General features: G+C 64.7%; 24 protein-coding genes. 9 read left to right on the top strand and 15 right to left on the bottom strand.

Features of this window, described 5'->3' with window-relative positions; translation table 11 throughout:
- Positions 1–41: 41 nt before the first annotated feature.
- The gene (locus AB7245_RS05775) at positions 42–866 is read left to right on the top strand and encodes a sulfite exporter TauE/SafE family protein (protein WP_071916674.1); all 825 of its coding nucleotides are present in this window, start codon (positions 42–44) and stop codon (positions 864–866) included.
- 125 nt (positions 867–991) lie between these two features.
- Here AB7245_RS05775 and AB7245_RS05770 read toward each other — a convergent pair whose 3' ends face one another.
- The 12 genes from AB7245_RS05770 to cysG all read right to left on the bottom strand — a co-directional run bounded on the left by AB7245_RS05770 (position 992) and on the right by cysG (position 12,222).
- Entirely contained in the window at positions 992–1,780 is a 789-nt protein-coding gene (locus AB7245_RS05770) for a 3-hydroxybutyrate dehydrogenase (protein WP_028157423.1), read from the bottom strand.
- A gap of 1 nt (position 1,781) precedes the next feature.
- The gene (locus AB7245_RS05765) at positions 1,782–2,957 is read right to left on the bottom strand and encodes a DUF3734 domain-containing protein (protein WP_085401859.1); all 1,176 of its coding nucleotides are present in this window, start codon (positions 2,955–2,957) and stop codon (positions 1,782–1,784) included.
- A gap of 78 nt (positions 2,958–3,035) precedes the next feature.
- On the bottom strand, positions 3,036–3,539 hold the full coding sequence (locus AB7245_RS05760) for a CAP domain-containing protein (protein WP_063980998.1): 504 nt from the start codon (positions 3,537–3,539) through the stop codon (positions 3,036–3,038).
- A 96-nt stretch (positions 3,540–3,635) separates the two neighbouring features.
- A complete protein-coding gene (locus AB7245_RS05755) occupies positions 3,636–4,670 on the bottom strand; it encodes a sulfate/molybdate ABC transporter ATP-binding protein (RefSeq protein WP_063980997.1) in 1,035 nt (344 codons plus the stop codon).
- Positions 4,660–5,571 carry a sulfate ABC transporter permease subunit CysW gene (cysW, locus tag AB7245_RS05750; protein ID WP_085401860.1) on the bottom strand — a complete coding sequence of 304 codons (912 nt, stop codon included), beginning with the start codon at positions 5,569–5,571 and terminating at the stop codon, positions 4,660–4,662. Before cysW ends, AB7245_RS05755 begins: the two co-directional genes overlap by 11 nt.
- Before the next feature lie 9 nt (positions 5,572–5,580).
- Positions 5,581–6,417 (bottom strand): sulfate ABC transporter permease subunit CysT, encoded by an 837-nt coding sequence (gene cysT, locus AB7245_RS05745; protein ID WP_071916676.1) that lies wholly within the window; start codon positions 6,415–6,417, stop codon positions 5,581–5,583.
- A gap of 33 nt (positions 6,418–6,450) precedes the next feature.
- Positions 6,451–7,452 carry a sulfate ABC transporter substrate-binding protein gene (locus AB7245_RS05740; RefSeq protein ID WP_085401899.1) on the bottom strand — a complete coding sequence of 334 codons (1,002 nt, stop codon included), beginning with the start codon at positions 7,450–7,452 and terminating at the stop codon, positions 6,451–6,453.
- A 124-nt stretch (positions 7,453–7,576) separates the two neighbouring features.
- Positions 7,577–8,308, bottom strand: a complete 732-nt coding sequence (locus AB7245_RS05735; RefSeq protein WP_085401861.1) for a phosphoadenylyl-sulfate reductase — start codon at positions 8,306–8,308, stop codon at positions 7,577–7,579.
- Positions 8,305–8,820, bottom strand: a complete 516-nt coding sequence (locus AB7245_RS05730) for a DUF934 domain-containing protein (protein ID WP_085401862.1) — start codon at positions 8,818–8,820, stop codon at positions 8,305–8,307. The genes AB7245_RS05735 and AB7245_RS05730 overlap by 4 nt, the downstream gene beginning before the upstream one ends.
- A complete protein-coding gene (locus AB7245_RS05725; protein ID WP_085401863.1) occupies positions 8,807–10,462 on the bottom strand; it encodes a nitrite/sulfite reductase in 1,656 nt (551 codons plus the stop codon). The genes AB7245_RS05730 and AB7245_RS05725 overlap by 14 nt, the downstream gene beginning before the upstream one ends.
- Before the next feature lie 30 nt (positions 10,463–10,492).
- Positions 10,493–10,801: a DUF2849 domain-containing protein gene (locus AB7245_RS05720; RefSeq protein WP_071916679.1), complete on the bottom strand. Its 309-nt coding sequence runs from the start codon at positions 10,799–10,801 to the stop codon at positions 10,493–10,495.
- Positions 10,798–12,222 carry a siroheme synthase CysG gene (cysG, locus tag AB7245_RS05715; RefSeq protein ID WP_085401864.1) on the bottom strand — a complete coding sequence of 475 codons (1,425 nt, stop codon included), beginning with the start codon at positions 12,220–12,222 and terminating at the stop codon, positions 10,798–10,800. The genes AB7245_RS05720 and cysG overlap by 4 nt, the downstream gene beginning before the upstream one ends.
- A 236-nt stretch (positions 12,223–12,458) precedes the next feature.
- Between cysG and cysD the strand changes: the two genes are divergently transcribed.
- The 3 genes from cysD to AB7245_RS05700 all read left to right on the top strand — a co-directional run bounded on the left by cysD (position 12,459) and on the right by AB7245_RS05700 (position 17,653).
- Entirely contained in the window at positions 12,459–13,253 is a 795-nt protein-coding gene (gene cysD / locus AB7245_RS05710) for a sulfate adenylyltransferase subunit CysD (RefSeq protein ID WP_063980990.1), read from the top strand.
- Between the two features lie 20 nt (positions 13,254–13,273).
- Positions 13,274–15,190, top strand: coding sequence for an adenylyl-sulfate kinase (gene cysC, locus AB7245_RS05705; protein ID WP_085401865.1), 1,917 nt, complete (start codon positions 13,274–13,276; stop codon positions 15,188–15,190).
- A 297-nt stretch (positions 15,191–15,487) separates the two neighbouring features.
- The gene (locus AB7245_RS05700; protein WP_085401866.1) at positions 15,488–17,653 is read left to right on the top strand and encodes a malate synthase G; all 2,166 of its coding nucleotides are present in this window, start codon (positions 15,488–15,490) and stop codon (positions 17,651–17,653) included.
- 158 nt (positions 17,654–17,811) lie between these two features.
- On the opposite strand, the gene AB7245_RS05695 is transcribed toward AB7245_RS05700, so the two are convergent.
- Complete coding sequence (locus AB7245_RS05695) at positions 17,812–17,967, bottom strand: Thivi_2564 family membrane protein (protein WP_011084288.1); 156 nt, start codon at positions 17,965–17,967, stop codon at positions 17,812–17,814.
- A gap of 274 nt (positions 17,968–18,241) precedes the next feature.
- Here AB7245_RS05695 and AB7245_RS05690 point away from each other — a divergent pair, with 274 nt between their 5' ends.
- The gene (locus tag AB7245_RS05690; RefSeq protein ID WP_085401867.1) at positions 18,242–20,335 is read left to right on the top strand and encodes a methyl-accepting chemotaxis protein; all 2,094 of its coding nucleotides are present in this window, start codon (positions 18,242–18,244) and stop codon (positions 20,333–20,335) included.
- Positions 20,336–20,560: 225 nt separating this feature from the next.
- On the opposite strand, the gene AB7245_RS05685 is transcribed toward AB7245_RS05690, so the two are convergent.
- On the bottom strand, positions 20,561–21,214 hold the full coding sequence (locus AB7245_RS05685) for a DUF2865 domain-containing protein (RefSeq protein WP_085401868.1): 654 nt from the start codon (positions 21,212–21,214) through the stop codon (positions 20,561–20,563).
- Positions 21,215–21,227: 13 nt separating this feature from the next.
- Positions 21,228–22,010: a L,D-transpeptidase gene (locus AB7245_RS05680; protein ID WP_063986079.1), complete on the bottom strand. Its 783-nt coding sequence runs from the start codon at positions 22,008–22,010 to the stop codon at positions 21,228–21,230.
- A gap of 204 nt (positions 22,011–22,214) precedes the next feature.
- Between AB7245_RS05680 and AB7245_RS05675 the strand changes: the two genes are divergently transcribed.
- The 4 genes from AB7245_RS05675 (at position 22,215) to AB7245_RS05660 (ending at position 25,642) form a co-directional block, all read left to right on the top strand.
- The gene (locus AB7245_RS05675) at positions 22,215–23,327 is read left to right on the top strand and encodes an AI-2E family transporter (RefSeq protein ID WP_085401869.1); all 1,113 of its coding nucleotides are present in this window, start codon (positions 22,215–22,217) and stop codon (positions 23,325–23,327) included.
- A gap of 75 nt (positions 23,328–23,402) precedes the next feature.
- Complete coding sequence (locus tag AB7245_RS05670) at positions 23,403–23,774, top strand: DUF883 family protein (RefSeq protein WP_028148389.1); 372 nt, start codon at positions 23,403–23,405, stop codon at positions 23,772–23,774.
- Between the two features lie 82 nt (positions 23,775–23,856).
- Positions 23,857–24,312 carry a hypothetical protein gene (locus AB7245_RS05665; RefSeq protein WP_085401870.1) on the top strand — a complete coding sequence of 152 codons (456 nt, stop codon included), beginning with the start codon at positions 23,857–23,859 and terminating at the stop codon, positions 24,310–24,312.
- A 187-nt stretch (positions 24,313–24,499) separates the two neighbouring features.
- The gene (locus AB7245_RS05660) at positions 24,500–25,642 is read left to right on the top strand and encodes an OpgC domain-containing protein (RefSeq protein ID WP_085401871.1); all 1,143 of its coding nucleotides are present in this window, start codon (positions 24,500–24,502) and stop codon (positions 25,640–25,642) included.
- Positions 25,643–25,737 lie beyond the last annotated feature (95 nt).

Genomic DNA, 25,737 nt, shown 5'->3' with positions numbered 1-25,737 from the left:
ATATTGCTCAACCGACGAGATAAACCTAAGATTCCCCAGACATGATTGATCCGCTCTATGTCGCCTCCGGATTTGGCGTCGGCCTGCTTGTCGGGATGACCGGCGTGGGTGGCGGCTCGCTGATGACGCCGCTGCTGATCCTGCTGTTCGGCATCCACCCCTCCACCGCCGTCGGCACTGACCTGCTCTATGCCGCCGCCACCAAGACCGGCGGCAGCGTGGTGCATGGCTGGTCGCGGAGCGTGCACTGGCCCGCCGTGCTGCGGCTCGCCTGCGGCAGCATCCCGGCGAGCGCGCTGACGCTGCTCGTGCTGTGGAAGCTCGACCTCAGGAGCGATTCCGAGCGCAGCCTGGTCAATCTGGTGCTGTGCTTTGCACTGCTGCTGACCGCGACCTCGCTGATCTTCCGCAAGGCCCTCATGGAGCGCTATCGGAAGCGCCTCGAGCAGGTCAATGAGCGCACCACCGCGATCGCGACCGTCGTCACCGGCATCGTGCTCGGCGTGCTGGTGTCGATCTCGTCCGTCGGTGCCGGCGCGGTCGGCGTCACCGTGCTGCTGCTGCTCTATCCGCGCCTGCCGATGGCGACCATCGTCGGCTCGGACATCGCGCATGCGGTGCCGCTGACGCTGGTCGCGGGCATCGGACATTGGGCGCTTGGCGACGTCGATTGGGCCCTGATGGGCGTGCTGCTGCTGGGCTCGCTGCCCGGCATCATCGTCGGCAGCCTCAGTGCGACGCGCGTCCCCGAGACGGTGCTGCGCCTGACGCTTGCCTGCGTGCTGTTCGTGGTCGCCGGCAAGATCATGTTCGCGGAGCTGAACCTGTCGTCGGCGATCGTGACGGCGCTGGCCTGGACGCATTGAACGAAGACTAAGCGCAGCTCTCGTAGGGTGGGCAAAGCGAAGTGCGCCCACCGCTTTTCATCAATCGGAGAAGAATGGTGGGCACGGCGCTGACGCGCCTTTGCCCACCCTACGGCATCGCGTGATTACTCCGCCGTCCAGCCGCCGTCGATCGACAGGTTGGTGCCGGTGATCTGCGCGGCATCGTCGCCGCACAGGAACAGCGCGAGGGCTGCGACCTGCTCGGAGGTGACGAACTCCTTGGTCGGCTGCGCGTCGAGCAGCACGTCGTTGATGACCTGCTCGCGCGTGAGGTTGCGCGCCTTCATCGTGTCGGGGATCTGCTTCTCCACCAGCGGCGTCCAGACATAGCCGGGGCTGATGCAGTTGCAGGTGATCTTGTGGGTCGCGACCTCGAGCGCCACGGTCTTGGTCAGTCCGGCGATGCCGTGCTTGGCCGACACATAGGCGGACTTGAAGGGCGAGGCGACCAGCGAGTGCGCCGACGCCGTGTTGATGATACGGCCCCAGCCCTTCTTCTTCATGCCGGGCACCGCCGCGCGGATGGCATGGAAAGCCGAGGACAGGTTGATCGCGATGATCTGGTCCCACTTCTCGACCGGGAATTCCTCGATCGGCGAGACGAACTGGATGCCGGCATTGTTGACGAGGATGTCGACCGAGCCGAACGACTTCTCGCCGAGCGCGATCATCCCGGCGATCTCGGCGGGCTTGGTCATGTCGGCCGGCGAATACACCGCCTTCACGCCGAAGTCGGACTCGATCTTGGCGCGCTCCTTCTCGATATCTTCCGGCGAGCCGAAGCCGTTGATGACGACATTGGCGCCGGCGGCGGCGAAGGCGCGCGCGTAGGCGAGCCCGATGCCGCTGGTCGAACCGGTCACGACGGCGTTCTTGCCTGACAGACTACCCATGTTATTCGCTCCTTTTTGGCGGGGGCGCGGTGACGTCCCCCGTGAGATCGTAGGTCACCATGGTCTCGCCGGACTGCGGCCGCTCGAGCCAGTCCTTATGGCGCATCGACAGATGCACGTCGCGCACCCCGGCTTCCCAATGCTCGACCATGGCGACATGCGAGAAGTCGTAATCCTTCGACGAGGATTCGTAGTTCTTGCTGCGATAGATCAGGTGCACCACGGTGACGGTGCTTTCGCGCGACACCTTCGCGAGGAATTCGACGGAAGGATCATTCTTCAGATAATCGGGCAATTTGGAAATCAGATCGCGCACGGCCCGGCGCGCATTATGGATCTGCTTGTTCTTGTCGGTGTTCATCCGCGTTCGGCTGGAGAAGCGGATGTCCTTCTCGCGCTCGGTCGCCTCGAGCAGCGAATTCGGCAGATCGCCGCGGGCGCTGAACAGATCGACCTGGAAGATCAGCATGTCGCGAGCGACCTCGGCATCGAGTACGTAGTCGAGCGGCGTGTTGGAGGCGATGCCGCCGTCCCAATAATGCTCGCCTTCGATCACGACGGACGGAAAGCCCGGCGGCAGCGCGCCGGAGGCCATGATGTGCTCGGGGCCGATGGTCTTGCCGAGCTTCTTGAACTCGTAATTGTCGAAATATTTGAAGTTGCCCGAGGTGACGCCGACGGCGCCGACCGACAGGCGCGTCTTCAGATCGTTGATGCGGTCAAAATCGACCAGGCGCTCCAGCGTCTTCTTCAGCGGCGCGGTGTCGTAATAACTCTCGGCCTGCTTGCTGCCGGGCGGCCAGAGCGGCGCGGGCGGAATGCGCGGCGTGAAGAAACCGGGCACGCCGAAGGTCGCGATCAATGCGGCACTGGTCGAATTGAACAGCTCGCGGCTGTGATCGCTCTTGCCGATCGGCTTCCACGGCACCGGCGCCGACACCATCTCCCAGAATTCCTTGAGCCGCTTGACGCGGGTCTGTCCCTCGTTGCCGGCGATGATGGCGGCGTTGACCGCGCCGATCGAGATGCCGGCGACCCATTCCGGCTCGAAGTCGAAATGGCACAGCGACTGGTAGGCGCCGGCCTGATAGGAGCCGAGCGCGCCGCCGCCCTGGAGGACCAGGACGCGCTGCGCCTTCGCGGGGACTGTTGCGACTTCCGGGCTATGATCTGTCATCTGGGAACAATAGCAAAAGGCGAGCCACCGTGGCGACAGTCCGCCGCGGCGTCAATGCATCCCGGGATCAAGTCTGGCTTATCGGGGGTCCGTCGAGGCCAGGATCATGGTCCAGAACACCTTGTATTTGGTGCCGGGAGCATAGCCCGCCGCGATGCCCAGTTTTGTGACACCGCTCTTGAGCATGTTGGCGCGGTGCGGAGGCGAGTCGCGCCAGCCGGAAAACGCTTCCGCCAGCGTATGATAGCCGGCCGAGACGTTCTCGACCGCCACCGTCGCCGGATAGCCGCCCGCGCTGAGGCGCTTGGCCAGCGGTGCGCGGACGTCATGGTCCATCTTGTTGGCCGCCGCCATGGCCTGGGACTGGGATTCGGCGAGCCGCATCAGATCGGGGTCGATCACGACGGTGCCGAGGGCGTTGTTCTGGCGGTATTGCGAGATCATGATCGCTGCCGCCTGCGCATCGAGCTTGGTGCCCGGGACCGACATGTCGGCATACATCGACGGCTGCTGGACCGGTGCTTCGTTGCCGGCGCAGCCGGCGAGAAGCAAAGTGATGAGTATTGCGGCCGCAGCGCGCATGTTCAGGGGCCCCCAAATGAGGGGCCGTTGTTGCATACCAACCGTGGCTGAAAGGTGAATATTGAGGAAGATTTGAGCTTTCGGCCGAGGCGCCTGCTAGCCCGCAAATATCCGGTAGCGGCGCGGTTCGAGGCCGATCGTGTCGCCGGCGCGCAGTTCCCTGTCGCGGGGGGCGTCGATCTCGATGGTCTCGCCGCCGGATAGCGCCACCTCGGCCCGCTGCACGGGGCCGAAATTCCGGACGTGCTGCACAGCGCCCTCGAAGGCACCGCTTCCGGGCGGGCCGACCAGCATATCATGTCGCCGCACGAACAGTTTTGACGCGCCAGACACCAAGCCGTCTGCTGCAAGATTGAGTGGGCGGTCGCCGAGCCTGATGACGCCGCCTTCGACCTGGACCGGCAGCTCGATGGATTCGCCGATGAAGCCGTGGACGAAGGCGGTCGCCGGGCTTTCATAGACGTCGTCGGGCGAGCCGATCTGCTCGATCCTACCCTTGTCCATCACCACGACGCGGTTGGCGACTTCGAGCGCCTCCTCCTGGTCGTGGGTGACGAAGATCGAGGTGACGTTGATCTCCTGGTGCAGCGAGCGCAGCCATCGGCGCAGCTCCTTGCGCACCTTAGCATCGAGCGCGCCGAAGGGCTCGTCGAGCAGGAGGATGCGCGGCTCGATCGCGAGCGCGCGGGCGAGTGCGATGCGCTGGCGCTGGCCGCCGGAGAGCTGGCTCGGATAGCGGTCGGCGAGCCAATCGAGCTGCACGAGATCGAGCAGCTCCTTGACGCGCGCACGAATGGTGGACTCATCCTTGCGGCTGGCGCGCGGCTGCACGCGCAGGCCGAAGGCGACGTTCTCGAACACCGTCATGTGGCGGAACAGCGCGTAGTGCTGGAACACGAAGCCGACGTTCCGTTCGCGCGCGCCCCGCGCCAGCGCATCCTCGCCATTGAAGGAAACCTCGCCGGAATCAGGCCAGTCGAGGCCGGCGATGATGCGCAGCAGCGTGGTCTTGCCGGAGCCGGACGGACCGAGCAGCGCCAGCAGCTCGCCATTGTCGACCTTGAGATCGACGCCATCGAGGGCTTTGAAGCTACCGAACTGCTTGACGAGATTCCTGACTTCAATGGTCACTTGCGTCGTGTCCTTCGTCGAGGTGACGTTCCAGAACGGTCTTGGCGATCAGCGTGATCAGGGCCAGCATCGCCAGCAGCGAGGCGATCGCAAACGCAGCGACGAACTGGTACTCGTTGTAGAGAATCTCGACCAGCAGCGGCATGGTGTTGGTCTCGCCGCGGATGTGTCCTGATACCACCGACACGGCGCCGAATTCGCCCATCGCGCGCGCGTTGCAGAGCAGCACGCCGTAGAGCACGCCCCATTTGATGTTGGGCAGGGTGACGCGGAAGAAGGTTTGCAGGCCGGAGGCGCCGAGCGAGATCGCGGCCTCCTCCTCCTGCGTGCCCTGCTCCTGCATCAGGGGGATCAGCGCGCGCGCCACGAACGGGAAGGTCACGAAGGTGGTGGCGAGCGCGATGCCGGGCACCGCGAACAGGATCTGGATATCATGATCCCTAAGCCAGCTGCCGAAATAGCCCTGCGCGCCGAACAGCAGCACGAAGACGAGGCCCGAGATCACCGGGCTCACCGAGAACGGCAGGTCGATCAGCGTGATCAGGAAGGTCTTGCCGCGAAACTCGAACTTGGCGATGGCCCATGCCGCGACGAGGCCGAATACGAGATTGAGGCCGACCGAGATCGCCGCCACGATCAACGTCAGCTTGATCGCAGCCAGCGCTTCAGGCTCGGCAAGCGCAGAGAAATAAGCGAGAACGCCTCTCGAAAAGGCCTGCGCGAACACCAGAACCAGCGGCAGCACGACGAAGACGCTGAGGAAGATCACCGCCAGAGCGATGATGGCGATACGTATTGCGGGTGGCTCGGTGCGGAGGCTGTCGCGTGCCGCAGCGGCGTGCGCACGTGCGCGCGCATCGGTCGAAGGCAGCGAGACGGAATCTGCGATCTGCATCGTCATGATCTGCCCTCAGCGCGCCGGAATCCGGCTCTGCGCCCAGCGCTGGAGCCGGTTGACGGCGAAGATGATGACGAAGGAGACGACGAGCATGACCACGGCGATGGCGGTCGCGTCGGCATAGCGGAATTCGGACAGCCGGATCACGATCAGGAGCGGCGCGATCTCGGAGACATTAGGCAGATTGCCGGCGATGAAGATCACCGAGCCGTATTCGCCGACCGCGCGGGCGAAGGCGAGCGCGAGGCCGGTGAGCAGCGCCGGTCCGAGCGAGGGCAGGATCACGCGGATGATGGTCTGCCAGCGGCTGGCGCCGAGGCTGCCGGCGGCCTCCTCGATCTCGGGGTCGAGGTCCTGGAGCACCGGCTGCACGGTGCGCACCACGAAGGGGATGCCGATGAAGATCATGGCGACGAAGATGCCGATCGGCGTGAATGCCACCTTGATACCGAGCGCGGCGAGCGGCGCACCCAGCCAGCCCGTCTCGGCAAACAGCGCGGTCAGCGCGACGCCGGCGACCGCCGTCGGCAGCGCGAACGGCACGTCGACGATAGCGTCGAACAACCGGCGCCCGGGGAAGCGGTAACGCACCAGCGCCCAGACGATGATGCTGCCCATGACGAGATTGACGCAGGCCGCCGCAAAGGCGAGGCCGAAGGAGACGCGCAAGGCGTTGAGGGTGCGGCGGCTGGACAGGATGTTCCAGAATTGCTCGGGGCTAAGCTCCAGCGATTTCAGGAACAGCCCGGCGAGCGGAATCAGGATGATGATGGAGAGCCAGGAAAGCGTCAGTCCCATCGTGAGACCGAAGCCCGGCAATGTCCGTCGTCGTGCTGCAACTGCGCTCACCAGGCCCCCTGCTACTCCTAAGACGGCGCCCGATCAGTTCTTGTAGATCTGATCAAAGACGCCGCCGTCGGCAAAATGTTCCTTCTGCGCCTTGGTCCAGCCGCCGAAAACGTCGTCGATCGTGAACAGTTCGACCTTGGCGAAGGAGTTTTCGTACTTCTTGGCAATCTCGGCGTCGCGCGGACGGTAGAAATTGCGCGCGGCGATTTCTTGACCTTCCTTGGTATACCAATACTGGAGGTAGGCATCGGCCGCGTTGCGGGTGCCTTTTTTATCGGCAACCTTGTCGACGATCGCGACCGGCGGCTCGGCGAGGATCGATTGCGGCGGCGCCACGATCTCGAACTTCTGCGCACCAAACTCCTTCAGGGCGAGATAGGCCTCGTTCTCCCAGGCCAGCAGCACGTCGCCGACGCCGCGCTCGACGAAGGTCACGGTGGCGCCGCGCGCACCGGTGTCGAGCACCGGCACCTGCTGGTAGAGCTTTCCGATGAAGTCCTTGGCCTTGTCGGCCGAGCCGTATTTCTTTTGGGCAAAGCCCCAGGCGGCGAGATAATTCCAGCGCGCCCCGCCGGAGGTCTTCGGGTTCGGCGTGATCACCGAGACACCGGTCTTGAGCAGATCGTCCCAGTCCTTGATGCCCTTCGGATTGCCCTTGCGCACCAGAAACACGATGGTCGAGGTATAGGGCGATGAATTCTGCGGCAGACGCTTCTGCCAGTCGGTCGCGGTGAGGCCCTTGTTCGCGACGGCGTCGATGTCATAGGCGAGCGCGAGCGTCACCACATCGGCCTGCAATCCGTCGATCACGGCACGCGCCTGCGAGCCGCTGCCGCCATGCGACTGCTTGATCTCGACGCTCTTGCCGGTTTCCTTCTGATAGGCATTCGCGAACGCCTTGTTGAACTCGGCATAGAGCTCACGCGTCGGATCGTACGACACGTTCAAGAGATTGATGTCAGCGGCGAGAGCCGAGCTTACCAACAATCCAGTCAAGAGCAGCCCTGCCGCGAGCGGAACGATACGGCGCATCATGTCCATCTCCATTTACCTCGACGACGTCATCGTCATCGATGGCACGCGGGCATAACTCGGGGCGAAACGCTCTCAAGTCAACGGAACCGGATTTTCTTGTTCGTAGCCGGACAGCTCGACTGTGCTACGAAGTCTTCATCGTGTGGATGCCGCATTCTGTCTTGGCTCGGCCGCGCCAGCGACCGGCGCGTGCATCCTCGCCCTCGGCCGTTCTGCTGGTGCAAGGCATACACCCAACCGACAGGAAACCGGACTCCACCAGCGGATGACGCGGCAATTTGGCGCGGACGAAAATGGCTTCGAGTTCCTCGCGCGAGACATTGGCGAAGGGGTTGAACTTCAACCGCGCGCCATCATCCTCGACCACCGGAATGTCGGTGCGCGCATTGCCCTGAAAGCGCTTGCGGCCATTGAGCCACGCATCGAACGGCTTCAGCGCACGCGCCAGCGGCTCGACCTTGCGGATGCGGCAGCAGGCGTCTGGATCGGAGAACCAGAGGTCGCGGTCGGGATCTTCGCGCGACAGCGTCTCCTCGGCAGGCTTGATCGAGCGGACGTCCTTCAAGCCGAGTTCCGCGATCAGCGTATCGCGATAGGCCAGCGTCTCCTCGAACAGCCAGCCGGTGTCGAGGAAGATCACGGGGATCGCCGGATCGACGTCGGCCATGACCTTCAGCAGCGTCGCCGATTCCGTGCCGAAGGACGACACCAGCGCAAGCTTCTCGCGCCCGACCGCCTTCAACGCCGCGGCGATGACCTCCGCGGGCGAAGCATCGCGCAGCGCACGATCGAGCTCCTCCGCCGAGGGCAGCGCAGACACGGACACTGAAGCGACCTGGGGCGCGATTGCGTTCACGTGCCGACACCTTCGGAGTGACGCAGCTGCATTCGCCTGTGCAGCGCGGTGATGCGGCCGTCGCCGGTCGGCTGATAGAACACCGAATAGCGCTTCGCGGTCTGCATGAAGGCTTCCGCGTCGGCCTGCTTCTTGACCTCGAAGGAATCGAAGCCGGCGCGCAGCATGAACACGAACTGGTCGCGCAGCACCTGGCCGGTGGCACGCAAATCGCCGCGATAATTATAGCGCTCGCGCAGCAGGCGCGCCTGGCTGTAGGCGCGGCCATCGCGGAAGCTCGGGAACACCAATGCGACGACGGCGATCTTGCCGAGATAGGGCACGAGCTCGGCGATATCGCGATTGTTCGGCCAGATCACGCCGACCTTGCCGCCGCGCTTGAGCAGCGCGTCCGCATCGCTGAGGAAGCGCTCGGCCGGCACCAGGATGTCGCCGCCCTCGGGCAGCGGCGTGTCGACGGCAAGCTTGGCGAAGCTGTCGTCGGCGATTTTTCCGCCGTTAACGAGTGGCATAGACGCGCTCCTTGAAGGGTTCGACGCCGAGGCGCTTCACCGTGTCGACGAACAGCTCCTCCGGCCGCTCGCGCAGCGCCAGATAGGCTTCCACGATGTCCTCGACGACGTCAGCGACCTCGTCAAACTTGACGCCGGGGCCGATCAGATTGCCAAGCGCGGCGCTCTCGTCGGCACGGCCGCCGATGGTGATCTGGTAGACCTCCTCGCCGTTCTTCTCGACACCGAGAATGCCGATATGGCCAACATGATGATGGCCGCAGGCATTGATGCAGCCGGAGATGTTGATATGCAGCCGCCCGATCAGATTGGCGAGCTCATGGTTGGCAAAGCGCCGCGTCAGCTCCTGCGCGATCGGGATCGAGCGCGCATTGGCCAACGAGCAATAGTCGAGCCCCGGGCAGGCGATGATGTCGGTGATCAGGTTGACGTTCGGCGTCGCCAGCCCAAGCTTGTCGAGCGCCTTCCACAGCGCCGGCAGGTCGCGCTTGGCAACATGCGGCAGCGCCAAATTCTGCTCATGACCGACGCGGATCTCGCCGAAGGAATATTTGTCGGCGAGATCGGCCAGCGCATCCATCTGCTCGGCGGTGGCATCGCCCGGAGGCGCGCCGATCGGCTTCAGCGAGATCGTGACGATGGAGTAGCCCGGGTTCTTGTGCGCGGCGACCGAGTTCTTGCGCCACGCCTCGAAATCGGGATCGGCCGCGGCCTGGCGCAGCTCGTCCGGCATGTGCGGCAGCTTCTCATAAGCCGGATAGATGAAGCGCGAGCGGATGTCCTCGATCACCTCGTCGTCGATCTGAAGCGAGGAGTTGCGGATATGCTGCCACTCCTCCTCGACCTCGCGGGAGAACTTCTCGATGCCGAGCTCGTGCACCAGGATCTTGATGCGCGCCTTGTAGATATTGTCGCGGCGTCCGTACTGGTTGTAGACGCGCAGGATCGCCTCGATATAGCTCAGGAGATCGCGGCCGTGGACGAAGTGCTTGATGGTCTTGCCGATGAACGGCGTGCGGCCGAGACCGCCGCCGACCAGCACCTCGAAGCCGGTTTCGCCCTTCTCGTTCTTGATCAGCCGCAGGCCGATGTCGTGGACCTTGATCGCAGCGCGGTCGTGATCCGAAGCGGTGATCGCGATCTTGAACTTGCGCGGCAGGAACGAGAATTCCGGATGCAACGTAGTGTGCTGGCGGATCAGCTCCGACCAGATGCGGGGATCCTCGATCTCGCCCGGCGCGACGCCGGCCCACTGATCCGAGGTTACGTTGCGCATGTTGTTGCCGGAGGTCTGCATCGCGTGGATGCCGACGTCGGCAAGATCGGCCAGCGCATCCGGCAGGTCCGAAAGCTTGATCCAGTTGAACTGGATGTTCTGGCGCGTGGTGAAATGGCCGTAGCCGCGGTCATATTTGCGCGCGACATGGGCAAGCTGCCGCAACTGGTTCGACGCCAGCGTTCCGTAGGGAATCGCGACGCGGAACATGTAGGCGTGCAGTTGCAGATAGACGCCGTTCTGCAAGCGCAGCATCTTGAATTCGTCCTCGGTCAACTCGCCCGAGAGACGGCGTTGCACCTGGTCGCGGAATTCCGAGACGCGCTCGTTGACCAGCGTGCGATCGATTTCGTCGTAAGCGTACATGATTAAAGTGCCTTACAGCCCGACCTGCGATTAAACCGGCAAGTCGATGGTCACGCCATCGCGGCGGATCTGCTCGCGCAGATTTCCGGGCACGATCTTGCCGTCCTCGCCGATCTGGACCGGAGCGATATAGGGACCAATCGCGCCGACGTCATCGGCCACGGCCTCGGCGAGCAACGCTTTCGCCTCATCGGAGTTTCGCACGATCGCGGCGTCTGCGAGGTCAGCCGACCAGCCCTTGGCAGCAGTGCGGTAGACCACGACGCCATCCCAGGTACGGTTAGCGGTCACGACGGAGGAATCGCTGATTTTAAGTTTCTTTTGCAAGGGAGAGGTCATTCGGCAGCATCCAGGAGGTCAGAGATGATTTGTTTGGGTGTTTCGCGGCGAAGTGAACCGGTATGCCGGACCACGTCGCCGATGATGAGGATGGCGGGACCGCCATGGGTCCGCCGCACGAGCTCGGGCAGGTCGCGCAGCGTGCCGATCGCGCCTTGTGCGTCCGGCCGCGTGACGCGGGCGAACACGCCGACGGGCGTCTCGGGCGAACGGCCGGCCGCGAACAAGCCTTCGCGGATCGCGGGGGCCGCGGTCATGCCCATGTAGACCACGACGGTCATTTTGGTGTCGGTCAGCGTCGACCAGTCCACGTTCTCGGCATCGCGCGCCTTGTGCGCGGTGAGGAAGGTGATGCGGGTCGCTTCATGACGGTAGGTGAGCGGCACCTCGAAATCGGCGGCGCCGCCGAGCCCGGCAGTGATGCCGGGAATAATCGAATAGGCGATACCAGCGGCGCGCAGCGCTTCGACCTCTTCGCCGCCGCGGCCGAACACGAAGGGGTCGCCGCCCTTCAGCCGCACCACGCGCTGGCCGGATTGCGCGGCCTCGATCATGCGCTTGTTGATGGCGTCCTGGCCGATGCCGGGCTTGCCGACGCGGCGGCCGACCGGAACGCGCGTGGTGTCGCGGCGGATGCGGTCGAGAATTTCAGGGGAGACCAGTTCGTCATGGAAGACGATGTCGGCATCCTGGAGCGCGCGCAGCGCCTTGATGGTGAGAAGGTCGGGATCGCCGGGCCCAGCGCCGACCAGCGCGACGGAGCCTTCCGGCTTGTCGGCACGCGCGAACGCGGACGGATCGGAAATCGCCCTGATCGCGGCGTCGGCCTCGCCCTTGCGGCCCGCGAGCACAGACGCGCCGATCGGACCGTCGATGACGCGCTCCCAGAAGCGGCGGCGCAGCGGAAACTCGGCGATGCGCTCGTTGATGGATTTGCGGAAGCCGCCGATGAACTCGGCGAGCTCACCGATGCGGGCCGGCAGCAGCGCCTCGATCTTCTCGCGCACGCGCCGCGCCACCACCGGCGAGGTGCCGCCGGTGCCGATCGCGACCACGACATCACCGCGATCGACGATCGCCGGGAAGATGAAGCTGGAATGTTCGAGATCGTCCATGACGTTGACGGGCAGGCCGAGCGCCTTGGCGCGCGCCGACATGGCAACGCCGACATCGCCCGCGCCGGCGCAAACGATGGCAATGACGCCCGAGAGATCGGCGGTGAGCGGATCGCCAGTGGCGATTTCAACCCGCGCAGCGTCTTCGGAACTGAGGCTCAGGTCCTGATTGCCGTCGATCGCATGCACGCGGATGCGCGCACCGGCAGCAGCGAGCACGCGCAGCTTGGCGCGCAAAAGCTCACCCGCGCCGATGAGGACCACCGGACCGGCCTTGAGATCGAGGAACACCGGCAAGAACCGCATGCGATACTCGCTTCCCCCACATCCGGGGTTGACTGGAATTATTTTCTATATATGTGTCGTTTCGAGCGCGCAAAGAGAAAATTTTTTCTTCTCTTCTGCACCGCAACTATAGAAAATTCGCCTCCAAACGCAAAGTGGCAGAGATGCATCTTCTCAGGACCGATTCCGGTGCAGATGGACGGGACTTCCGGGCTCCCGTTTCCGAGCAAATTCCCGTCGGGCTGACCGCCCCCAGCATGGACCATTTGGACCAGCTTGAGGCGCAGAGCATCTACATTTTCCGCGAGGCCTTCGGCCGCCTGAAGAAGATCGCCCTGCTGTGGTCGCTCGGCAAGGACTCCAACGTCATGATCTGGCTGGCGCGCAAGGCGTTCTTCGGCCGGCTGCCGTTCCCGGCCCTCCACGTCGATACCGGCAAGAAGTTTCCGGAGATGTATCGCTTCCGCGATCACTACGGGAAAGAGTGGGAGCTCGACCTGCGCGTCGAACCCTGCCCGCCGATCGATGCCGTCGACCCAACGCTGCCGCCGGCGGCCCGTTCCGCTGCGCGCAAGACCGAAGGTCTGAAGATGGCGCTCGCCAAATTCGGCTTTGACGGCCTGATCGCCGGCATCCGCCGCGACGAAGAGGCGACGCGCGCCAAGGAGCGCGTGTTCTCGCCGCGCGGGCTCGAAGGCAATTGGGACGTGCGCGATCAGCCGCCGGAGTTCTGGGACCATTTCAACGCCTCGCCGCCGCAAGGCGCGCATTTGCGCATCCATCCGATCCTGCATTGGACCGAGGCCGACATCTGGGCCTACACCAAGCGCGAGAACATTCCGATCATCCCGCTGTATCTCGCCAAGGACGGCAAGCGCTATCGCTCGCTGGGCGATCAGGACATCACCAATCCGGTCGCGTCGACCGCGTCGACCATCGACGAGATCCTGGTCGAGCTCGAGCAGACCAAGGTGCCGGAGCGCGCCGGCCGTGCGCTCGACCACGAGACCGAGGACGCCTTCGAGCGTCTGCGCGTCGCCGGCTATCTCTGATTCAAGGACGCAACGCGGCTATGAACATGATCGTCACCCCCGCTTCGCCCGCCACTCCGAACGGCACCACGCGTCCGCAGGTCCGCATCGTCATCGTCGGCCATGTCGATCACGGCAAGTCGACGCTGGTCGGGCGCCTGCTGCACGAGACCGGCAGCCTGCCCGACGGCAAGCTCGAGATGCTGAAAGCCGTCAGCGCGCGGCGCGGCATGCCGTTCGAATGGTCGTTTCTGCTCGACGCGCTCCAGACCGAGCGCGACCAGGGCATCACCATCGACACCACGCAGATCCGCTTCCGCACCAATTCGCGCGACATCGTGCTGATCGACGCGCCGGGCCATGCCGAATTCCTGCGCAACATGATCACCGGCGCCTCGCAGGCTGACGGCGCGGTGCTGATCATCGATGCGCTCGAAGGCGTGCGCGACCAGACCCGGCGGCACGGCTATCTGCTGCACCTGCTTGGCGTGAAGCAGGTCGCGATCGTCGTCAACAAGATGGACCGCGTCGATTTCAGCGCCGAGCGCTTCAAAGAAATCAGCGACGAGATCTCGGCGCATTTGCAGGGCCTCGGCGTGACGCCGACGGCCGTGATCCCGATCTCGGCCCGCGACGGCGACGGCGTCGCGGAGCGCACCGACCGCATCAGCTGGTACAAGGGTCCGACCGTGGTCGAGGCGCTGGACCAGCTCGAGCCGGCGCGTCCGCTGGAAGCCCTCGCCCTGCGCCTGCCGGTGCAGGCGATCTACAAGTTCGACGACCGCCGCATCGTCGCGGGCCGCATCGAATCCGGCAGCCTCATTGCCGGCGACGAGATCGTGATCATGCCGGCCGGCAAGATCGCCAGGATCAAGACGGTCGAAAGCTGGCCGGTAACGCCGGTCGCGGGACGGCAGGGCGCGGGCCGCTCGGTCGGCATCACGCTCGACCGCGAATTGTTCATCGAGCGCGGCGACATCGTCGCGCATGTCGGCTCCGCACCGCGCGAGACCCGCCGTCTGCGCGCGCGCATCTTCTGGCTGCACGACAAGCCGCTCGCCAAGGGCGACCAGCTGCTGGTCCGCTGCGGCCCGAAGGAGAGCCGCGCCACCGTCGTCGCCATCGAGAAGGCGGTCGATCCCGGCGAGCTGTCGAGCGTCGAGAACAAGGCGATCGGCCGCAACCATGTCGGCGAGATCGACATTTCCCTTTCGAGCCCGATTGCCGCCGATCCCTACACCGAGAATCCGCGGACCGGCCGTCTCGTGATCGAGGTTTCGGGGCGCATCGCCGGCGGTGGTCTCGTGCTGTCGGTCGATGCCGGCCAGCGCGCCGTGCCGGTCGACATCGTGCCGGTGGAATCGGCGCTGCGGCCCGACGAACGCTCCGCGCGCTACCGCCACAACGGCGCGGTGGTCTGGCTCACCGGCCTGCCGGCGTCCGGCAAATCGACGTTGGCAAAGGCGCTGGAACGTCGGCTGTTCACCAATGGCGGCTCGCCGATCCTGCTCGACGGCGACACGTTGCGCGCCGGGCTCAACAACGATCTCGGCTTCTCCGCCGCCGACCGCAGCGAGAACATCCGCCGCCTCGCGGAGGTCGCGACCCATCTCGCCCGCAACGGCCACATTGCGATCGTCGCCGCCGTCTCGCCGGCCCGCGAGGACCGCGCGACCGCGCGACGCATCGCCGACACCGCGTTCCGCGAGATCCACGTCGCGACGCCGGCAGAGGTCTGCGAGGATCGCGATCCCAAGGGCCATTACAAGAAGGCCCGCGCCGGCGCGCTGGCGTCGTTCACCGGCATCGGCAACGACTACGAGCGACCCGAGGCTGCCGAGCTCGTGATCGACACGTCGGCCCGCACGGTTGCGGACGCTGCTGACGAGATCGAACGGATGCTGAAGACCACCGGCGTGCTGTTCGACGAGCTCGTGGACCTCGCCGCGAATATTTGAGGCCGTCCTATTTTCCCCGGCTGTCGTCGCCCGGCTTGACCGGGCGACCCAGTATTCCAGAAACAGCGTTGGGTCACGGAGAAGCCGCGGCGTACTGGATTCCCCGCCTTCGCGGGGAATGACAACGGTGCGTCGGGCCGCACACCTCGCCTTGACATTTTGACAACTTTTGGAGGCCTTCTCACGGCCCCGATTTTGAGGCTAATAGGCCCTGAAAGCCGCCCCCTATGGGCGCATTTTGCTGCTGTCGGGTCAAAAGCAGCCAAAAAACAGCCATTTCCAACAAGAAAGCCCATCATGAAACGCGTCGACGCCCACGGATTGAAGATCGCTCCCGTCCTGTTTGACTTCATCGCCAAGGAAGCGGCCCCGAAAACGGCGATCGCGCCGGATGCGTTCTGGGCCGGGGTCGCCGCCATCATCAAGGATCTGGGGCCGAAGAACCGCGCGCTGCTCGCCGTGCGCGACACGCTGCAGGCCAAGATCGACGACTGGCACCGTGCCAACAAGGGCAAGGCGTTCGACCTCGATGCCTATACCGCGTTCCTGAAGGAGATCGGCTATCTCGTCCCCGAGCCGGCGACGCAGAAGGTCGAGACCGCCAATGTGGACGAAGAGATCGGCAAGATCTGCGGCCCGCAGCTCGTCGTGCCCCTCACCAACGCGCGCTATGCGCTGAACGCGGCGAACGCGCGCTGGGGCTCGCTCTATGACGCCTTCTACGGCACCGACGCGATTCCGCACGATCCTTCCGAGAGCGGCAAGGGCTACAACAAGGCGCGCGGCGACAAGGTGATCGCCAAGGCCAAGGCGTTCCTCGATGCCGCCGTGCCGCTGGCGACCGGCAGCCACACCGACGTCACCGCCTACAGCGTCGTCGCGGGCCAGCTCGCGGTGAAGCTGAAGAGCGGCAACGCAACGGCGCTGAAGAACGCCGCGCAATTCGCGGGCTTCCAGGGTGATGCCGCCGCGCCGTCCGCCGTGCTCCTCACCAACAACGGCCTGCACGTCGAGGTCAAGATCGACCGCAGCAGCACGATCGGCAAGGACGACCCGGCCGGCGTCGCCGACATGATCATGGAATCCGCAGTCTCGACCATCCTCGACATGGAGGACTCGGTCGCCGCGGTCGACGCCGAGGACAAGGTGCTGGTCTATCGCAACACGCTCGGCCTGATGAACGGCACGCTCTCGGCCGATTTCGAGAAGGGCGGCAAAACGCTGACCCGTTCGCTCAATGCCGACCGCAGCTACAAGACGCCTGACGGCAAGGGCGAGGTCAAGCTGCACGGCCGCAGCCTGCTGCTGATGCGCAATTGCGGTCACCACATGTTCACCGACGCCGTGCTGGACGAGAAGGGCGAGGAGATTCCGGAAGGCCTGCTCGACGCTGCCGTCTCAGGGCTTCTTGCCATTCACGACATCAAGGGCAACTCCAAGGTCAAGAACAGCCGCACCGGATCTGCCTATATCGTCAAGCCGAAGATGCATGGCCCGGACGAGGTGTCGCTGACCTGCGAGATCTTTGACCGCGTCGAGAAGATGCTCTCGCTGCCCGAGAACACGCTCAAGGTCGGCATCATGGACGAGGAGCGGCGCACCACCGTCAACCTCAAGGCCTGCATCCAGCGCGCCTCCAAGCGCATCATGTTCATCAACACCGGCTTCCTCGACCGCACCGGCGACGAGATCCACACCTCGATGGAAGCGGGCCCGATGATCCGCAAGAACGAGATGAAGGCGCAGGCCTGGATCAAGGCCTATGAGGACTGGAACGTCGACATGGGCCTGATCGACGGCCTGCCCGGCCACGCCCAGATCGGCAAAGGCATGTGGGCCGCGCCCGACAAGATGGCGGACATGCTGCAACAGAAGCTCGCGCATCCGCAGGCCGGCGCCACCACCGCCTGGGTGCCGTCGCCGACCGCTGCGACGCTGCACGCCCTGCACTATCACCAGGTCAACGTCACCGCGCGCCAGCAGGAACTCACCAAAGGCGGTCCGCGCGCGAAGCTGTCCGACATCCTCACCATTCCGGTGTCGAAGTCGAACTGGGCGCCCGACGACGTCAAGCAGGAGATCGACAACAACTGCCAGGGCATTCTCGGTTACGTCGTGCGCTGGATCGACCAGGGCGTCGGCTGCTCCAAGGTGCCTGACATCCACGATGTCGGCCTGATGGAAGACCGCGCCACCTTGCGCATCTCGAGCCAGCATCTCGCCAACTGGCTGCACCAGGGTGTCATCACCGAGGCGCAGGTGATGGAATCGCTCAAGCGCATGGCCGTCGTCGTCGACAAGCAGAACGCGGGCGACGCGATCTACAAGCCGATGGCGCCCGCCTTCGACGGGGTCGCCTTCAAGGCCGCCTGCGACCTCATCTTCAAGGGCCGCACGCAGCCGAACGGCTACACCGAATACATCCTCACCGCGCGCCGCCGCGAGGCCAAGGCTGCGGGCTAAAGCCCGATCATTCAAACACCAAAGCCCCGGCTCGCGCCGGGGCTTTTTTGTTTTCGGGCCGTAGCCCGGATGGAGCGCAGCGCAATCCGGGACCGGCGTTGCTTGGGGCAGGCCCCCGGATTTCGCTGCGCTCCATCCGGGCTACACGCCCCATCCCGCTAAAACACCGTCAGATATTTCAACAGCGACACGACGCCGATGATGATGACGACCACGCGCGCGATCTGCTTGGCGCGACCGTCCATGGGCAGCATGTTGATGAGATAGAGCACGAGAATGACGACGAGAAAGGTGACGAGTACGCCGACCAGCATCGCAAGGACCCCCCTTCAGGCAAATTGTCTGACGGTGTTCTAACGCCCATCTCCCGCGCAGGTTCCATCACCGCAACCCACTGCAACTTCTAGTAAATACGTACTTCTACGATCAGCCGGCCTGCCTAAAACTTTACCCTTTTCGTTTCAGATGCAGAAACCGTTTGGGTGATGCGCCGCAAACGGCATGCGATTGCCGATCTGCCTGCCCCTCCGTTTTGATGTTGCCGGGGCGTCTTGACGAACTTTGCAATGGGAATTTTGGGGGGCTTCGATGCTGAATCGTCTGACCGTGTCCGCGCTGCTGAAGGCGGTGATCGCCATCACGTCGGTCTGTGTGGTGATTGCACTCTCGCTCACCGCCTACGCCTCCTGGGACCGCCTCAAGACCGCCAACCGCATCTCGCAGATCGCCGACGCCTCCGCCGATCTGTTCAAGGCGATGCACAATCTGCGCACCGACCGCTCGACCACGTCCCGGCTGCTGAACGCGACCGAGCCGATGGACTCCGAGATCGAGAGATATCTGCGCGCGCTGCGCGATGCCCAGATGCCGGCGATGGCCCGCGCGCTCGAGCTGCTGCCGAGCATCGACTTCCCGCAATCGGGCGCGCTGGTGCCTGAGCTCGCGCGGCTCTACAAGCTGCTGGGCGAAGAGCAGAAGCAGTTCTGGGAGGATGTTGCCAAACCGAAGGACCAGCGCCGCGCCGGCCTGACCAAGGAATACATGGAGACGACGCAGGGGCTGCTCGACGTGCTCGACAAGCTCTCGGGCGTCCTCGCCGCCACCGTCAACCACCAGGATGCCGTGATCGACCAGCTGCTGTCGATCAAGCAGAGCGCCTGGCTGCTCCGCAACACCGCGGGCGAGGCCTCACTGATCGTCTCGACCGGACTTGCGGCCGGCAAGATCTCGCCGGAGGGCCGCTACAACTATACCCAATTTGTCGGCGGTACGGCCGCGATGTGGAAAGCGCTGGAATTGTCGACCTCGGGCATGCAATTGCCGCCCGCGCTCGCATCCGCCATGACCACGGCCAAGACCGCTTATTTCGAGCCGCAATATCTCACCCTGCGCGACCGTCTCGCGGACACCCTGGTCAAGGGTGAGAAGGCCGAGCTGACGGCCAACCAGTGGAGCCCGCTCACGGTCGGCCGTATGGCCAGTGCGGTCGCGGTGGCCGAAGCCGCGCTCGACGCCGCCCGGAGCTACACGCAGGAGCAGCGCAGTACCGCACAGCGCGCGCTGATCGTGCAGCTTGCACTCCTGGCGCTCGCCATCGGCCTCGCCGTCGGCGCGGTCATGCTGGTCAGCCGCCGCGTCATCCATCCCCTCAACACCATCCGCGACGCCATGCTCAAGGTCGCCGGCGGCGACCTTGCCGTCGACAGCGGCTATCTCGACCGCCAGGACGAGATCGGCGCGCTTGCCGGCGCGCTGGAAACCTTCAAGCAGCAGGCGACCGAGAAGCTCAAGATCGAAGAGCATGAGCGCGAGCGCAATGTCGGCGCGGCCGCGCGCCAGCGCGCCGTCGAGACTTATGTCGGCGAGTTCGAGGGCGCGGTGCGCAAGACGCTCGGCGAACTGAGCGAAGCGTCCGGCGAGATGCGCAAGACCTCGGGCGACCTCTCCGCGGTGTCGCGCCAGACCAACGACCGCGTCCAGGTCGCCGGCAAGGCCTCCAACGACGCCTCCATGAGCGTCGACAGCGTCGCCGCCGCGGCCGAGGAGCTGTCTGCCTCGATCAACGACATCAGCCAGCAGGCGGCGCACGCCGCGGGCATTGCCAGCCGCGCCGTCAACCAGGCCCGCGAGACCGACGGCACGGTGCAAGGGCTGGCGCAGTCCGCAGGACGCATCGGCGAGGTCGTCGGCCTGATCAACACCATCGCGGCGCAGACCAATCTGCTCGCGCTCAACGCCACGATCGAGGCCGCACGTGCGGGCGAAGCCGGGCGCGGTTTCGCGGTCGTCGCCTCCGAGGTGAAATCGCTGGCCAGCCAGACCGCAAAAGCCACCGAGGAAATCTCCGGGCAGATCGCCGACATTCAGAGGGTGGCGAGCGACGCCATCAACGCGATCCAGACCATCGGTGGCATCATCGGCGAAGTGAACGAGGTCGCGACCGCGATTGCCGCCGCCGTGCAGGAGCAGGGCGCGGCGACCCAGGAGATCACGCGCAGCACGCAATTTGCGGCGCAGGGCACCAGGAACGTCTCGGACAACATCACCGGCGTGAAGGCCGACGCGGATGCTGCCGCCGGTGCGGCGGACAACGTCAAGCAGGCCTCGGAAACGCTGGAGACGCAGAGCCGCCAGCTCGGCCAGCAGGTCAGCGACTTCCTGGGGAAGATCCGCGCGGCGTAGGACTTGCGGATTGGATAGAAAGCTGCCGCTACACCTTCAGTGTCGTCCCGGCGAACGCCGGGACCCATAACCACAGGGAGAAGTTGTCGCGCGCGAGCTGCTAACCACGTGCCTTCGTCAAACCGCTTCCTGTGGTTATGGATCCCGGATCTGCGCTCCGCTTGTCCGGGACGACACTGGAGATCGAGGCGCTAGCGCCGCAACCTACTTGAGGCCGCACCGCCCCTACTCCTTCGCGACCACCGGCACCTGGCGGAACCTGGCGCGCACCGAATCCGGCAGCGGCGAAAAATTCATCGCGACGCCGCGGCGGTCGTTGGCGTTGCGGTTGGCGACCACCAGGCCATCGCTGCCCGCGACGATGTCACCCTTGCGCAAGGTCGGATCGTCCTCGACCTTGACCTGGGCAAGTCCGACCGGATCCTTGCCGTTGCACGTGCAGCCCGCGACGATCTCGTTGCGGAAGCGGAACGCGTTGGGCAGGTCGGAATAGGATTTTCCCTTGTCCGTCGTGGCGTCGTCGATGTTGCTGCCATAGACCAGCGAGGTTTCCGACGTCGGGCAGAAGCTCTTGCAGGATTTCGCCTTGCTTTCGGCGTCGTTTCCTTGCGCCGGGAAGTAGCGGCCATCGCAGCTGCGCACGCAATAGGCGATGCCGCCGCCATAAGAGGTCCGCTGGCGCGGCGTGTCGTAGCGCGGCATGTCATCGGTCGGGAACGGCATGCGGATCTCCGGCGCGGAGCGCGCGCGGAAGCCGCCGAACAGCGCCGAGAAGAAGTCTTCCGCATGCGCCGACGGCGTCAACGCGAGGCCGAGCGAGGCGACGGCGAAGCACGCCGCCGCGCCGCCGGCCAGTTTGCCGATCGAACGTCTGTTCATATGACCTCGCCCATCAGTTCACTGCCGACGTCGTGATGTTCAGCGCCTGCCGTCCCGAAGGCAGCGTCGTCACCGGCGGGCGCTTGCGTACCGGGTCGCCGCCCTTGTCGTACCCCTTGGCCATCAGCGGGGCGTTCTTCGGCAGCACCACCACCTTGGCGCCGACATTGACGCGGCTGAACAGGTCCGTGACGTCCTCGTTGGTCATGCGAATGCAACCAGAGGACACGAACTTGCCGATCGTGGTGGGATCGTTGGTGCCGTGGATGCGGTATTCGCTCGAACCGAGATACATCGCGCGTGCGCCGAGCGGATTGCCGGGACCGCCGGCGACGAAGCGCGGTAGATAAGGCTGACGCGCGATCATCTCGGCCGGCGGATGCCAGTCCGGCCACTCGGCCTTGCGACTGACGCTCTGCACGCCGGCCCAGGTGAAACCTTGTCGGCCGACGCCGACGCCGTAACGGATCGCGCGGCCATTGCCGAGCACGTAATAGAGGTAAGTGTTGCCGGTATCGATGACGATGGTCCCGGCCGGCTCGTTCCGGTCGAAGCTGACGATCTGCTTGCGCAGCCGGTCGGGCAGCGCGGCATCCTCGTCGGCGGCCTGCGGCGCCGCGTTGACATAACCCCGCGAATAGCTCGGGTCCTGCGGATATCCCTGCGGCTGCATCGGCGCGTAGCCGAGCGTCTGGGCCTGTGCCGCGAAGGGCACGGTCAGCAATGCTGTCGCGAAGGCAATGGCGGTGGTGGCGCGCAGCGAGAAGCGGCGACGGACTGGAGAGAACCTTGTCATGTGCTGCCCCGTTGGATGTGCATCAGGTGATGCGGCTCCCAACAAACGCAGCTGGACCGACTCAAGTTCCACCGCTCGTTGCGGCAGCGAGGTCACAGTCAAGCGAGCAAAACTTCACGAAACCGCGATGGAACCGGAACGTCCGCCCGGACGTTCTACTGCCAACAATGGGCGCGCGGAGGCTTCCGTGCGGGAGGAGATATTGTGCGCGTCCTTCCCACTGAACGTCTGATTTCCGGCAACAACGAGGGCGACCCGCTTCCCGACAGCCATGTCGAGCTGCCGCCGGTGATCCGCCGCACCGAGTTTGTCGCCTTTACGCTCGCCGGTCTGTTTCTGATTGCCGTGGTCGCGGTGCTCTACGTCGCCAGGGCGTTCTTCCTCCCGGTCGTGATGGCGGTCGTCGCCGGCACCATGTTGTCGCCGGCCGCCAGCTTTCTCGAGCGGCGGCATGTGCCGCGCGCCCTCGGCGCCGTGCTGATCGTGATCGCGGTGACGACGGTGGTCGCCTTCGTCGTCGCGCTGATTGCCGTGCCAGCGATGGAGTGGAGCTCGCGCCTGCCGGAATTGGGCGCGCAGTTGAAGGAGAAGATGCACGTCTTCGACCGGCCGCTGGCGCTGTGGAAGGAGTTGCAGACGATGGTGGGCGGCTCCGAGGGGCTGCCAAGCCTTCCGCTGCCGAAAGCCGAATGGGTGCAACCGACGCTGGAATTCCTGTCGCCGACCTTCGCCGAATTCCTACTGTTCTTCGCCACCCTGATCCTGTTCATCGCGAGCTGGCGCGACCTGCGGCGGGCGCTGATCATGAATTTCGGCGATCGCGATGCGCGGCTGCGCACGCTGCGGATCCTCAACGAGATCGAGGTCCATCTCGGCAACTATCTTTTGACGGTGACACTGATCAACGTCGGCGTGGGCATCGCAACCGGTCTCATCTGCGCCATCACCGGCATGCCCAATCCGGCCGGGCTCGGCGCGCTTGCGGCGGCGCTCAACTTCATCCCGATCATCGGACCGGTCGCGATGTTCGTCATTCTGGTCGTGGTGGGGCTCGTCGCCTTCCCGACCATCGGCGGCGGACTGATGGCGGGGCTCGCCTTCGGCGGCATCACCTTCCTGGAAGGGCACTTCGTCACGCCGACCATCATCGGGCGCAGGCTTTCCCTGAACGCGCTTGCCGTCTTCATCGCGCTGGCCTTCTGGACCTGGCTGTGGGGGCCGATGGGCGCATTCCTGTCGTCGCCGCTCCTGATCGTCGGGCTGATCCTGAAGGAGCATCTGCTGCCGGAGAATTCGCCGCAGCTGCCGCAGGCATGACCGGTTTCCCGAACGGAACTTACCCGGGCACGAAACGTTTTCCGGCTATCTCAGCCGCCAACAGCTTTGGAGCTCCTGATGTCAACCAATGGCGAAACCGGGATGAGAGACTGGACCGACAAAGCCACCAGAGAACGCCTCGAGAAGGATGTAGCAGCCGTGAAAAGCGATATCGCCGCCCTCACCGATCAGATCACCGACGCGCTCAACACCTTTGCCAATTCCACCAGCAAGCAGGCCCGCCGCGGCTATCGCCAGGCCCGCGAGAGCGTGGATTCCGCGGTCGACGACATGTCGGATCGCGGCAGCGCCATGATGGAAGCTGCGCAAGACGCCTACGGCTCGATCGAGGAAACGCTGGAAGATGCCATCACGCAGCGGCCGCTCGCGACCGTCGGACTCGCGCTCGGCATCGGCTTCCTGATCGGCGTCGCCTGGCGCCGGTAGCGTGGGCGCAAAACCTTGACGTTGTTACGGCGGCGCTGTTGCGCCGTCGCTGCCGGCTTGCGGGGATCTGAGGAGCAAGGCCATGTTACAGCGCATCATCGACGGCATCAGCGCATCGACGGGCACGACCGTCCGCCTGACATCGCTCGCCGCGGGCGCGGCACTCGCGCTCTTCATCACCACGGGCTTTCTCTGCGCGGCCGCCTTCATCTCGGTCCTTCAGACCTACGGACCGGTGCAGGCCTGCCTCGCCGGCGCCGGCATCTTCTTCCTGCTGACGCTTGCCGCGGCGGGGAGCTATTGGGGCTACAAGCGGGAGATGCGGAAGCGCGCCCGGATCGCCGCCGAGCGCGCCGCGAAGTCGGCCGCTTCGAGCATGCTCGCCGACCCCATGCTGCTCGCGACGGGCCTCCAGATCGTTCGCGCCATCGGAATCAAGCGGCTGCTGCCGATCCTGGCGATCGGCGGCGTCGCCCTTGGAATCATGGCGAGTCGCGCCGGCGCATCCGACGACGCCTCGGCTGAACCGGCCGAATAGCGGTCGAAGCGCTAAGATAATTTCGTCGTCGGCGGAACGAGCGAGCTTGCGGGAATTCCATCCGGCGATCATGCGCAATTTTGCGCCAGATTGGACAATTCCAGCCCCCCTCACGCAAACGCTACTCGGATAGGCGGGCGGTTGCCGCTAAAAGCAGCGCCCGTGATTCTAAAAGTCATTTTCCGCGATGAAACCGTCCGTCAAGGCGAACCTCGCCGCATTCCATCACGATGCCAGATTGTATTTGACGCTCGGCATTGCCAACTGGTCGGTGTTCGTCGACCACATCCCGAACAACGTCGTTAATCTCCTGACGCTCCGAAATTTCGGCTTCAGCGGCGCCGCTGACCTGTTCGTGTTCGTGGTGGGTTATGGCGTCGCCATCATTCACGGCAGGATGGCGCTGGAGCGCGGTTACGTCGTCGCGGCGACGCGCATCTTCCGCCGCGTCTGGCGGCTCTACGCTGCCTATGTCGTGCTCTTCGTGATCTATATCGACACCATCGCCTATGTCGCCTCGCAATCGATGGCGCCGGAGATCATCCACGAATACAACATCTCGGGCATTCTCGATCATCCGCTGCGCATCCTGGTCCGCGGCCTCGTGCTCCAGGAAGAGCCGCTGAACCTCGACCTCCTGCAACTGATGATCCCGCTGATGGCGTTCTTTCCGTTTGCGCTATGGGGTTTGTTGCGGCGGCCGAACCTGACGCTGGCGGCATCGGTCGCGCTATACGTTGCGGCGCGCTGGTTCGAATGGAATTTCCGGGTCTATCCGGACCAGGACTGGACCTTCAATCCGCTGTGCTGGCAGATGCTGATGGTCCTGGGCGGCTGGTTCGCCGTAACAGGCGCCTCCGGACGCGCGTTGCACGGCATGTCCTGGCTGCGGATCCTCGCGGGTGCCTATCTCATCTTCGCGATGGCCGTCACCTTGATGCGGCATTCGCCCGCGCTGGCCGTCTATTTGCCGGACTTCGTCGTCAACAGCATCGCGCCGACAGACAAGGAAAACCTCGCGCCCTATCGCGTGATCCATTTCCTCGCGCTCGCCTTCCTCGCGACCCATCTCATTCCGGCCGACCACCCCGGCCTGAAGTTGCGGCCGCTTCAGGCGGTGATCACATGCGGCGAGGAATGGCTCGCGGTGTTCTGCGTTGCCGTGTTCCTGTCCTTCGCCGGCCATCTCATCCTGATCACCGGACCGAACCTCGTGGTGATGCAGATCGCGGTAAGCCTCGTTGGCTTCGCGGCGATGACGGCTGTGGCCTATTACATCTCGTGGTCGAGGCGGCAGGACCTTCCGGCCGCCCTGCGGCAGCAGGCCTAGAGCTCCGTTCCGATCCAATCGGAACGGAGCTCTGGATTCCTGTCTTGACGCGTTTTCTTCACGCGGACCGGTATCCACTTCGCTCGAAAACGCTC

It is taken from the genome of Bradyrhizobium sp. 604_D8_N2_3 (assembly GCF_051810765.1).
In the GTDB taxonomy this organism is placed as follows: domain Bacteria; phylum Pseudomonadota; class Alphaproteobacteria; order Rhizobiales; family Xanthobacteraceae; genus Bradyrhizobium; species Bradyrhizobium barranii.
The sequence above is the reverse complement of the archived record's forward strand: the minus strand, read 5'-3'. Positions and strand labels throughout refer to the sequence as shown.

Bases quoted from the DNA above. Each gene is read 5' to 3' on its own strand.
- AB7245_RS05730 (WP_085401862.1), bottom strand. From the start codon at position 8,820: ATGCCACTCGTTAACGGCGGAAAAATCGCCGACGACAGCTTCGCCAAG.
- AB7245_RS05725 (WP_085401863.1), bottom strand. From the start codon at position 10,462: ATGTACGCTTACGACGAAATCGATCGCACGCTGGTCAACGAGCGCGTC.
- AB7245_RS05740 (WP_085401899.1), bottom strand. From the start codon at position 7,452: ATGATGCGCCGTATCGTTCCGCTCGCGGCAGGGCTGCTCTTGACTGGA.
- cysC (WP_085401865.1), top strand. From the start codon at position 13,274: ATGAACATGATCGTCACCCCCGCTTCGCCCGCCACTCCGAACGGCACC.
- AB7245_RS05760 (WP_063980998.1), bottom strand. From the start codon at position 3,539: ATGCGCGCTGCGGCCGCAATACTCATCACTTTGCTTCTCGCCGGCTGC.
- cysW (WP_085401860.1), bottom strand. From the start codon at position 5,571: ATGACGATGCAGATCGCAGATTCCGTCTCGCTGCCTTCGACCGATGCG.
- AB7245_RS05700 (WP_085401866.1), top strand. From the start codon at position 15,488: ATGAAACGCGTCGACGCCCACGGATTGAAGATCGCTCCCGTCCTGTTT.
- AB7245_RS05680 (WP_063986079.1), bottom strand. From the start codon at position 22,010: ATGACAAGGTTCTCTCCAGTCCGTCGCCGCTTCTCGCTGCGCGCCACC.
- AB7245_RS05720 (WP_071916679.1), bottom strand. From the start codon at position 10,801: ATGACCTCTCCCTTGCAAAAGAAACTTAAAATCAGCGATTCCTCCGTC.
- AB7245_RS05765 (WP_085401859.1), bottom strand. From the start codon at position 2,957: ATGACAGATCATAGCCCGGAAGTCGCAACAGTCCCCGCGAAGGCGCAG.
- cysD (WP_063980990.1), top strand. From the start codon at position 12,459: ATGGACCATTTGGACCAGCTTGAGGCGCAGAGCATCTACATTTTCCGC.
- AB7245_RS05665 (WP_085401870.1), top strand. From the start codon at position 23,857: ATGTTACAGCGCATCATCGACGGCATCAGCGCATCGACGGGCACGACC.
- AB7245_RS05775 (WP_071916674.1), top strand. From the start codon at position 42: ATGATTGATCCGCTCTATGTCGCCTCCGGATTTGGCGTCGGCCTGCTT.
- AB7245_RS05685 (WP_085401868.1), bottom strand. From the start codon at position 21,214: ATGAACAGACGTTCGATCGGCAAACTGGCCGGCGGCGCGGCGGCGTGC.
- cysG (WP_085401864.1), bottom strand. From the start codon at position 12,222: ATGCGGTTCTTGCCGGTGTTCCTCGATCTCAAGGCCGGTCCGGTGGTC.
- AB7245_RS05660 (WP_085401871.1), top strand. From the start codon at position 24,500: ATGAAACCGTCCGTCAAGGCGAACCTCGCCGCATTCCATCACGATGCC.
- AB7245_RS05690 (WP_085401867.1), top strand. From the start codon at position 18,242: ATGCTGAATCGTCTGACCGTGTCCGCGCTGCTGAAGGCGGTGATCGCC.
- AB7245_RS05695 (WP_011084288.1), bottom strand. From the start codon at position 17,967: ATGCTGGTCGGCGTACTCGTCACCTTTCTCGTCGTCATTCTCGTGCTC.
- AB7245_RS05770 (WP_028157423.1), bottom strand. From the start codon at position 1,780: ATGGGTAGTCTGTCAGGCAAGAACGCCGTCGTGACCGGTTCGACCAGC.